We start from the raw sequence: 9,345 nt of genomic DNA on the forward strand, positions 1-9,345 counted from the left end.
TTTTGTTTGTGTTTTTTTTATTTTTCGTGGGTTTTTTGTTGGGTGCGGCGGGGGCGGCCGGGGCGGCCCCCCCGCCCCCACCCGGTGCGTTGACACCTGTTGCGCCGGTACCCGCGGTCCCGGAGGTGCCGCCGTCCCCGATGTCGACGGTGTACGTCTGGCCGGGCTTCACGGACACAGCGCACCAGACGAAGCCGCCGCCACCGCCGCCACCGCCGCCCCCGCCGGCCCCGGTCAGTTCCGACGACGCGCCACCGCCACCGCCGCCCGCGCCACCACCGGCGCCCCACGCCTGGACGAAGATCGAACGCACACCGCTGGGCACCGTGAACGTGTCGTCCTCGGTGAACTCCGCGAGTCCGTGGGGGAACTGGACCGGAGGGCTCGGCTTCGGCTTCGGCTGGGGGTAGTGCGGCCTCGGCCGCGGCTTGGTCGCGGCGTCGGCGGCGGGAGCCATGGCGAGGGCCTGACCGGCCAGACCGGCCGCGGCCGCCAGGACGACCGCGGTGCGGAGACGCCGGGTGCTGCTGCTCATGATGAGCTTCCTTTCTCTGTGCGGTGCCACGGCCGTCACGGAGTGATCCACGTGTGCGAGTGGCCTGCGACGCACATCCCACAGCCCGCTACCGCCGCCCTGCTGTTGCCGCGCCGCACCGTGCTCCGGTCAGGTGATCGTTCGATCGGGGTATGCCGGAATACGCCGGCACACACCGGGGTACGGGGCTGGCGTGCAAGTCGAACGAATGGGCGATGCGGGGCGATGGTGGTGATCGGTCGGAGTGACCGGCTTGTCACGATCAAGGAAAGATCCTCCTTCAGCACTAGGCGGATCTCTTTGCCCCCGCATTACTCTTGTGGCAAGGCCGCGCACGGCGGCCATGGAGGAGTGAGATGAGGAGCAGCAACCCGGTCTTCTCGCGACGAGGGTTCAGCCGCGACAACGGCTACGCGGGCTTCAACGCCGCGCCGCAGGCCGGGGGCCCCGCCGCCGGAAACCCGTACGCCCAGGGCACCGGCAACCCGTACGCCACCAACCCTTACGCGCCGGCCGACGCCCAGCTGGGCGCACCGCCGCAGGCACCCGCCCGCACCGGTGTGATGACGATGGACGACGTCGTGGCGCGCACCGCCATGACGCTCGGCACCGTCGTGCTCACCGCGATCCTGTCGTGGGTGCTGCTGCCCGTCGACCAGGCCAACATCGGCAAGTCGTACGCCATCGGCATCGGCGCCGCGCTGGTCGCGTTCGTGCTGGCGCTGGTCCAGTCCTTCAAGCGCAAGCCGTCGCCCGCGCTGATCCTCGCCTACGCCGCGTTCGAGGGTGTCTTCCTCGGCGTGATCTCCAGCGCCGTCTCCACGTACATCGCGGATGGCGTGGTCATGCAGGCGGTGCTCGGCACGATGGCGGTGTTCGCCGGCGTGCTGGTCGCGTACAGGATGGGCTGGATCCGCGTCACCCGCCGCTTCTACGGTTTCGTGATGGCTGCGGCGCTCGGGTTCCTGCTGCTGATGGCGGTCAACGCACTGTTCGCCGTGTTCGGCGGCGGTGACGGCCTCGGCTTCCGCAGCGGTGGCCTCGGCATCCTGTTCGGTGTCATCGGCATCATCCTCGGTGCCTGCTTCCTCGCGCTGGACTTCAAGCAGGTCGAGGACGGCATCAACTACGGCGCTCCCCGCGAGGAGTCCTGGCTGGCGGCCTTCGGCCTCACCATGACCCTGGTGTGGATCTACCTGGAGATGCTGCGGCTGCTGTCGATCCTCCAGGGCGACGACTGACGTCCGGACGCGCATGAGTGAACGAAGGGCCCGCCCGGTGAAAGCCGGGCGGGCCCTTCGCGTTGTGGTCACCGATGGCGCGGGTGGCGATCCGTGGCTGCCCAGGCCGTGTGTGAGAACTCCCGCCTCGCCGGCGACTCCTCCAGAGCTTCGCCCGGGAGGTGGCCCCGGCACGCACACTCGCTGCACCAGAGGCCGCGAGCCCCGCCCTCCGGGCGGACGGCGCCAGTTCTCGAACTCGGCCTAGAGCAGTCTGCGGGCCGCGCGCCTCAGGTCGTACTCGTGGATGATCGCTTTCGCGTGGCCGTAGGCGAGATTGTGCTCGCCGCGCAGCCAGCTGACCTTCTCCTCGAAGCGGAAGAGAGCGGGGCCGTCCTCCACGGTGCGGAGCCAGTCGGCCACTTCACGACCGGTGCAGTGGGGGATGCGGGAGAGCAGATTGCGGTGGGTCTCTTCGGAGAAGACTTGGGACATCGGCGCCTCCGTGCGCTTTGCGCGTGTGGTCCTTCACGTCACCGTGCCTGAGTGTTCGTCCATTGGCAACAGTGCGGCACCGGCGCATAGGGTCGCGTCGTGCTTGATACGACACCCTTGACCGCCGCCGTGGAGCGGATCGCCGACCGGTTGCGCACCGCCCCGCAGAGTCGTTTGCAGCGTGGGGCTGCGGACGAAGGGCTGGCGCTGGCCAGGGAGTTGGCGGTGCGGGCCCAGCGGATCGAGGCCCCGGACGAGGACCCGAAGATCATGCCCGATGCCGGGGTCTTCGCCGTGGCCGACCAACTTGTCGTGGCAGGGTCGGATTTGGCTGAGTCCTTGCGCACGACTGCGGCCCCGCCGCGGGAGCTGGACGAGGCCGTGGGGTTCGTGGAGAAGGCGGGGGAGCGCCTGAGGGCCCTGCTGTGATCAGAGGGATGCGATGACGCGGTCCGCGAGGATGTAGACGCTCTCCTCGGGGCCGCAGGAGAAGGTCAGCGCATAGGCTCCGGACACACCGGAGCCACCCAGCAGGACAGGTGTCCGTCCGCTGCGCAGTGCGTCGGCGAGGCGTTCGGCCGTCTCCCGGTGGCCGGGGGTGATGCAGAGTGTCGTGCCGTCGGCGAAGACGTAGACGTCGAGGGTGCCGAGCGGTCCTGGCCGTACGTCGGCGAGGCCGGTGCCGGTCTCCGCGAGCTCCTCGAGGCGGGCCACCGTGCGCTCGTGGTCGGTGACCACCGGGGTCTGGACCGGTACGAAGTCCGGGTGGGAGGGGTGCCTGCGGCGGGCTGCGGCCAGCTCCGGGGAGTCCTCGGCGAACTCGGCCGGAGGCTCACTGAATCCGGGGAGCTCGTCCTGTCCGTCCAGTGCCTCGGCCGCGTCCAGCGCGCCCATCGCGTCGACCGCTTCCAGCGCCTCATCGAGGTGCATGGCCTCGAAGCCCATCGCCTCGAGCCCCGCGAAGTCGGCCTGGCGCGGGATGAACAGCGGGGGTGCGTCCTCGCCGAGCCCCCCGGATCCGCCGAGCAGCGTCGTCGGGGCGTCGGCACCCTCGCGGGCCTCCTGCGCGGCCCAGAAGGCGCGCGCCTCGGCCAGTTCACGCTCCCGCTCCTCGGCGAGGGCTTCGGCAACGGCGGCGCGTATCTCCTCGGCGGGGGCGGTGCGGGCCCCGGGCACCGTGGCGGCGAGCGGACCGGGACCACTGCCGTGCAGGGCCGACAGCTCCGCACGCAGGGCCGTGACCTGCTTGCGCAGCCCGTGAGCGGCGTGCAGGGCGGCGGTGCCCGCTGCCGTGGCCGTGGCCGCGGTCAGCATGAGGGCGAGAGACATGGCGCTCACTGACGTACTCCCGGTTTCTGAGGATCCCCGACCGACTTACTACATCAGCTTGGCCTGAGCTGATGTCTCGTGTCAGTGCAATACATCACGAAATGGACAGCTCTTCACAGGGGTCGGGTGGGAATCACGCGGGACGATTACCCCTAGAGATGCTCTGACCTGGCCAAATGTATCTCCCCCAGGAGATACGTCACATCCTGGGGGAGATTAGGTCACGGCTGGGATGCGGAGGGATTGACCGAGTCGGCCAGGAGGAAGGGGGACCCGTTCCTCCGTCGCTCGACCGGGCAGGTCAGCGCCCTTGCGCGGGGCATCAGCTCAGGCGCTCGATCACCATGGCCATGCCCTGCCCGCCGCCGACGCACATGGTCTCCAGGCCGAACTGCTTGTCGTGGAACTGGAGGCCGTTGATCAGGGTGCCGGTGATGCGGGCGCCGGTCATGCCGAAGGGGTGGCCGACCGCGATCGCGCCTCCGTTGACGTTCAGCTTGTCCAGCGGGATGTCCAGGTCCCGGTAGGACGGGATGACCTGGGCCGCGAACGCCTCGTTGATCTCGACCAGGTCGATGTCGCCCATGGTCAGCCCGGCGCGCTTCAGCGCCTGCTTGGACGCCTCGACGGGGCCGTAGCCCATGATCTCGGGGGAGAGGCCCGAGACTCCGGTGGAGACGATCCGGGCCAGCGGGGTCAGTCCCAGCTCCCGCGCCTTGGTGTCGGACATGATCACGAGCGCGGCGGCGCCGTCGTTGAGCGGGCAGCAGTTGGCCGCCGTCACCAGGCCGTCGGGGCGGAAGACCGGCTTCAGGCCCTGGACGCCCTCCAGCGTGACGCCGGCGCGCGGGCCGTCGTCCTTGCTGACGACCGTGCCGTCGGGGAGCGTCACCGGGGTGATCTCGCGCTCCCAGAAGCCGTTCTTGATGGCCTGCTCGGCGAGGTTCTGGGACCGCACGCCGAACTCGTCCATCTCCTGGCGGCTTACGCCCTTGAGCCGGGCCAGGTTCTCCGCGGTCTGGCCCATGCTGATGTAGGCGTCCGGGATCAGGCCGTCCTCGCGCGGGTCGTGCCAGGTCGAGCCCTCGCTGGCGGCGACGGCCGCGGTGCGGCCCTCGGCCTCGGCGAACAGCGGGTTGTGCGTGTCGGGCAGGCCGTCGGACGTGCCCTTCACCGAACGGGACACCATCTCGACACCGGCAGAGATGAAGACGTCGCCCTCGCCGGCCTTGATGGCGTGCAGCGCCATGCGGGAGGTCTGGAGGGAGGACGAGCAGTACCGGGTGATGGTGCAGCCCGGGAGGTGGTCCATCCCCATCTGCACGGCCACGATCCGGCCGAGGTTGTATCCCTGCTCGCCGCCGGGCAGGCCGCAGCCGAGCATCAGGTCGTCGATGTCCCTCGGGTCGAGCTCGGGCACCTTGGCCAGCGCGGCCTGCACGATGGTCGCGGTCAGGTCGTCCGGCCGCAGGTCTTTCAGGGAGCCTTTGAAGGCCCGGCCGATGGGAGAGCGGGCGGCAGAGACGATCACGGCTTCGGGCATCACGGCTCCAGGAAAGTACGATCAGAACAACTGTCTGGGAAATTACCCCTACGTACCGCGCGGGTCACTGTACGGACCGTGTGATGAGGACCTCTTTTCTAAGCGCTCGCTTACGCATATGCGCCCACTCGTCCTGGGCGCGAGCGACCAGCCGCGACGGAACGGCCCCCGGACCATCTCCCGCTGCCACTGCCGGGCGCCCCCCGGGGACCCGGGTGACGCACCGGATTTCCGGCGGAGGGCTCTACGCACCAGGGTGCACCTCCGAAGCCGCCGTGGGCTCCGCCGCGACCGGAGGGGGCAGCCGGCGCCGCCTGCGGTGCTTGAGCAGTGCCCAGGGCGCGCGGGCCCCGGTGACCTCCGTGCCGGCCTCGTTCGCCGCCTCCGCCGCTGCCTTGGCGACCGGCAGCATCCCCTCGTGGCGGTCCACTTCCAGCCGGTCCGAATCGGGCCACAGCCCGAGCGCCGCGCAGAGCGTGGGCAGCATCGCCATCGCCGCCGTCGCGTACCCCTCCGCCGAGGGGTGGTAGTTGTCGGGGCCGAAGAGCTCACGCGGGTTCGCCGCGAACTCGGGACCCAGCAGATCACCGAGCGACACCGTCCGGCCGCCCTGCTCCACCGCCACGATCGTCTGCGCCGCGGCAAGCTGCCGGGAGACCCGGCGGGCCAGGAACCGCAGCGGCTGGTACACCGGCTCGATGGTGCCGAGATCGGGGCAGGTGCCCACCACCACCTCCGCACCCGCCGTGCGCAGCCGCCGCACCGCCGCCGACAGACAGCGCACCGACTGGGTCGGTGGGATGCGGTGGGTCACGTCATTCGCGCCGATCATGATGACGCACACATCCGGGACCCGCGCCGGGTCCTGGAGGGCCAGCGCCGTCTGCCGCTGCAGATCGTCCGACCTGGCCCCGCACTCCGCCGCGATGCGCAGTTCCACGGGCCGCTCCGCGACCGCGGCCAGCCCGGAGGCCAGCAGGGCGCCCGGTGTCTGCCCCGAGCGGCGGACGCCTTGGCCGACCGCCGTGGAATCGCCCAGCAGCGCCAGCCGCAGCGGTTCCGACGGGATGTACACCGTGCCGTACATCCCGTCAGGGGTCGGGGGCAGCGGCGCAGTGCCGCCGTTCACCGACCGTTTCGCCAGCTGCACCTCGGCCAGCAGCAGACCCACCGCCGCAGCCCCGACCAGTCCGATCCCGCCGCCGCCGTACGCCGCGCCCGCCGCGATACGCCGCGCCACCCTCGCCCTTGACACAGTCCCCGCCACCTCCGCGTAGCCGTGCTGCTCTCTGCCGTGCTCGTACCCGTCCGTCTACGGCATGTCACTCGTGTCCACGTCGTGTCACTCAAGAGCTAACTGCCCCGTAACGACCGTCGCCCAATCTCACTCCGATACGGCATACGCTGGCGGAACCACTACGGAGATCCCGGAGACAAAACGGTGCAATTCCACGACTCGATGATCAGTCTGGTTGGCAATACCCCGCTGGTGAAGCTGAACAGCGTGACAGCGGGCATTCAGGCGACGGTGCTCGCCAAGGTTGAGTACTTCAACCCGGGCGGTTCGGTGAAGGACCGTATCGCCCTGCGCATGATCGAGGCCGCCGAGCAGAGCGGAGAGCTCAAGCCGGGCGGCACGATCGTCGAGCCCACCAGCGGGAACACCGGTGTCGGGCTTGCCATCGTGGCTCAGCAGAAGGGCTACAAGTGCATCTTCGTCTGCCCTGACAAGGTGTCCACGGACAAGATCAATGTGCTGCGCGCCTATGGCGCCGAGGTCGTGGTCTGCCCGACCGCGGTCGACCCGGAGCACCCGGACTCGTACTACAACGTCTCCGACCGGCTGGTCCAGGAGACCCCGGGTGCCTGGAAGCCCGACCAGTACTCCAACCCCAACAACCCGCGCTCGCACTACGAGACGACCGGTCCCGAACTCTGGGATCAGACTGAGGGGAAAATCACCCATTTCGTCGCGGGTGTGGGTACGGGCGGCACCATCTCCGGCACCGGCCGCTATCTGAAGGAGATCAGCGACGGCACGGTGCGTGTCGTCGGTGCCGACCCCGAGGGCTCCGTGTACTCGGGCGGCTCGGGCCGTCCGTACCTCATCGAGGGTGTCGGTGAGGACTTCTGGCCCACCGCCTACGACCCCAACGTCACCGACGAGATCGTCGCCGTGTCCGACAAGGACGCCTTCCAGATGACCCGCCGCCTCGCCAAGGAGGAGGGTCTGCTGGTCGGAGGTTCCTGCGGCATGGCGGTCGTCGCGGCGCTGCGCGTGGCGGAGGGCCTCGGCCCGGACGACGTCGTGGTCGTGCTGCTCCCGGACAGCGGGCGCGGCTACCTCTCGAAGATCTTCAACGACGAGTGGATGAACGACTACGGCTTCCTGGAGCAGGCCGGCGACGAGCCGCTGGTCAGCGCCGTGCTGGAGCACAAGGAGGGCGCGCTGCCCTCGCTCGTGCACATGCACCCCGAGGAGACGGTCGGCCAGGCCATCGAGGTGCTGCGGGAGTACGGCGTCTCCCAGATGCCGATCGTCAAGCCGGGTGCCGGTCACCCGGATGTCATGGCCGCGGAGGTCATCGGCTCGGTCGTGGAGCGGGAGCTGCTGGACGCACTGTTCACCCAGCGGGCGTCGCTGCACGACCCGCTGGAGAAGCATATGAGCGCCCCGTTGCCGCAGGTCGGCTCGGGTGAGCCGGTCAGCGACCTGATGGCCGTGCTCGGTACGGCGGACGCGGCGATCGTGCTCGTCGAGGGCAAGCCGACCGGCGTGGTCAGCAGGCAGGACCTGCTGTCGTTCCTCGCCAGGGAAGGCGCCAAGTAGCCCCCGAGTGATGTGAGCGCGGGGACCGCCGCACCCCCTGAACGGGGGGCGGGACGACGGCGGTCCCCGCGAGGGGCGCTCGTCCCGGGTCAGGGCCGGGATGCGCCCGGCGTCCATGGAGGTCCGGGAGCCGCTCCGGAAGTCCTTGACGCCGACACCCACCAATGTGCCGGACGCGTGTTAAGCACGTGCTGCGCCAATGTGTCGCGCTCGTACCGCTTTCGCGAACCGTTGCGTGCGCCCCCCGCACGGCCCGCCTTGCTCTGGCTGCATACGTTCATGCAGAGTTCTAGGGGACTGAATGGACGATCCGGGTGCTGAGACGGCCGAGAAGGGGGACGGCATGAGCGACACCAGCCCTGCCGCACGGTTGCAGCAGCTTTTCGAGGGCCAGCGGCTCACGCCCACCCAGCGCCGCATCGCCCACTGCATGGTGCGCCGCGCGGGGGATGTGGCCTTCCTGTCCAGCGTCGAACTGGCCGAGCTCGCCGGGGTCAGCCAGCCCTCCGTCACCCGCTTCGCCGTCGCGCTCGGGTTCGACGGCTATCCGGCGCTGCGCCGTCATCTGCGTGAGGTCGCACCGGCCGCCGAACCGGTCGAGGGCAAGGACGAGTTCAACGAGTACCAGCAGGCCGTCCACGCGGAGATCGAGAACCTGCGGCACCTCGCCGAGATGCTCGCCGACCCGGCCCCCGTCGAGCGGGCCGGACGGCTGCTCGCCGCCTCCCGGCCGCTGCCGGTCCTGGGTCTGCGGGCCGCCTCGTCGCAGGCGCGTGGCTTCGCGTACTTCGCGGCCAAGGTGCATCCCGACGTACGCCTCATCGACGAGGGCGGTTCGATGGTCGCCGACCGCATCGACGGGGCCCGGCGTGCGGGCGCGAGTGCGCTGCTCTGTTTCGCGCTGCCGCGCCATCCCAAAGAGGTCATCGAGGCGCTCGACTACGCCCGCTCCTGCGGGCTGACCGTCGTCACGGTCGCCGACTCCGCCTTCGCTCCGGTCGGCACCCACAGCGATCTGCTGATCCCGGCGGCAGTCGGCACGGGCCTCGCCTTCGACACGGCCTGTGCGCCGATGCTGCTGGGGCGGGTGCTGCTGGAAGCGATGTGCGACGACCTGCCGGACGCGCAGGCGAGGCTCGAGCAGTTCGACGTACGGGCGGCCGAGCGCGGGTTGTTCGCCGAGTAGCCGCTGAGCGGAAGCTCGCGCGCCGCTCCGGTCATCGGCGCTTTCAGCCGCCGTTGGGGGGTCCGCGGAATCGGCGACCAGGCCCTGTCCGGGCGATCTTCGAGATTCAGCCCGCGGCGTCAGCCGTGTGGAGTCTCCCCAGGCTCGGCCGGCCCGGGGGGCGTTGCAAGGCGGTGGGATTTCCCCAGCCTTCCGGGGTATCGGCGA

Annotated in this window: 8 protein-coding genes and 1 pseudogene; 4 read left to right on the forward strand and 5 right to left on the reverse strand. The window is 70.0% G+C overall.

Annotation, left to right across the window (positions count from 1 at the left end):
• A pseudogene (locus tag ACFV6V_RS30645) lies at positions 1-535 on the reverse strand (hypothetical protein); the annotation flags it as partial.
• A 356-nt stretch (positions 536-891) separates the two neighbouring features.
• Between ACFV6V_RS30645 and ACFV6V_RS30650 the strand changes: the two are divergent.
• A complete protein-coding gene (locus ACFV6V_RS30650; RefSeq protein ID WP_385571106.1) occupies positions 892-1,776 on the forward strand; it encodes a Bax inhibitor-1/YccA family protein in 885 nt (294 codons plus the stop codon).
• Between the two features lie 243 nt (positions 1,777-2,019).
• Here ACFV6V_RS30650 and ACFV6V_RS30655 read toward each other — a convergent pair whose 3' ends face one another.
• Entirely contained in the window at positions 2,020-2,250 is a 231-nt protein-coding gene (locus tag ACFV6V_RS30655; RefSeq protein WP_385571107.1) for a DUF4287 domain-containing protein, read from the reverse strand.
• A 99-nt stretch (positions 2,251-2,349) separates the two neighbouring features.
• On the opposite strand from ACFV6V_RS30655, the gene ACFV6V_RS30660 reads away from it, so the two are divergent.
• The gene (locus ACFV6V_RS30660; RefSeq protein WP_385571108.1) at positions 2,350-2,679 is read left to right on the forward strand and encodes a hypothetical protein; all 330 of its coding nucleotides are present in this window, start codon (positions 2,350-2,352) and stop codon (positions 2,677-2,679) included.
• On the opposite strand, the gene ACFV6V_RS30665 is transcribed toward ACFV6V_RS30660, so the two are convergent.
• From ACFV6V_RS30665 to ACFV6V_RS30675, 3 genes are all read right to left on the reverse strand, one after another.
• On the reverse strand, positions 2,680-3,579 hold the full coding sequence (locus ACFV6V_RS30665; RefSeq protein ID WP_385571112.1) for a hypothetical protein: 900 nt from the start codon (positions 3,577-3,579) through the stop codon (positions 2,680-2,682). It lies immediately after the preceding gene.
• 322 nt (positions 3,580-3,901) lie between these two features.
• Positions 3,902-5,122: an acetyl-CoA C-acetyltransferase gene (locus ACFV6V_RS30670; protein ID WP_385571109.1), complete on the reverse strand. Its 1,221-nt coding sequence runs from the start codon at positions 5,120-5,122 to the stop codon at positions 3,902-3,904.
• 244 nt (positions 5,123-5,366) lie between these two features.
• Positions 5,367-6,362: an SGNH/GDSL hydrolase family protein gene (locus ACFV6V_RS30675; protein ID WP_385571113.1), complete on the reverse strand. Its 996-nt coding sequence runs from the start codon at positions 6,360-6,362 to the stop codon at positions 5,367-5,369.
• Between the two features lie 201 nt (positions 6,363-6,563).
• Here ACFV6V_RS30675 and ACFV6V_RS30680 point away from each other — a divergent pair, with 201 nt between their 5' ends.
• Both ACFV6V_RS30680 and ACFV6V_RS30685 read left to right on the forward strand, forming a co-directional pair.
• Entirely contained in the window at positions 6,564-7,952 is a 1,389-nt protein-coding gene (locus ACFV6V_RS30680; RefSeq protein ID WP_385571110.1) for a cystathionine beta-synthase, read from the forward strand.
• Positions 7,953-8,295: 343 nt separating this feature from the next.
• Positions 8,296-9,138: a MurR/RpiR family transcriptional regulator gene (locus ACFV6V_RS30685; RefSeq protein WP_385571111.1), complete on the forward strand. Its 843-nt coding sequence runs from the start codon at positions 8,296-8,298 to the stop codon at positions 9,136-9,138.
• The last annotated feature ends 207 nt before the right edge of the window (positions 9,139-9,345 follow it).

The sequence above is a fragment of the Streptomyces sp. NPDC059828 genome (assembly GCF_042731955.1).
In the GTDB taxonomy this organism is placed as follows: Bacteria; Actinomycetota; Actinomycetes; order Streptomycetales; family Streptomycetaceae; genus Streptomyces.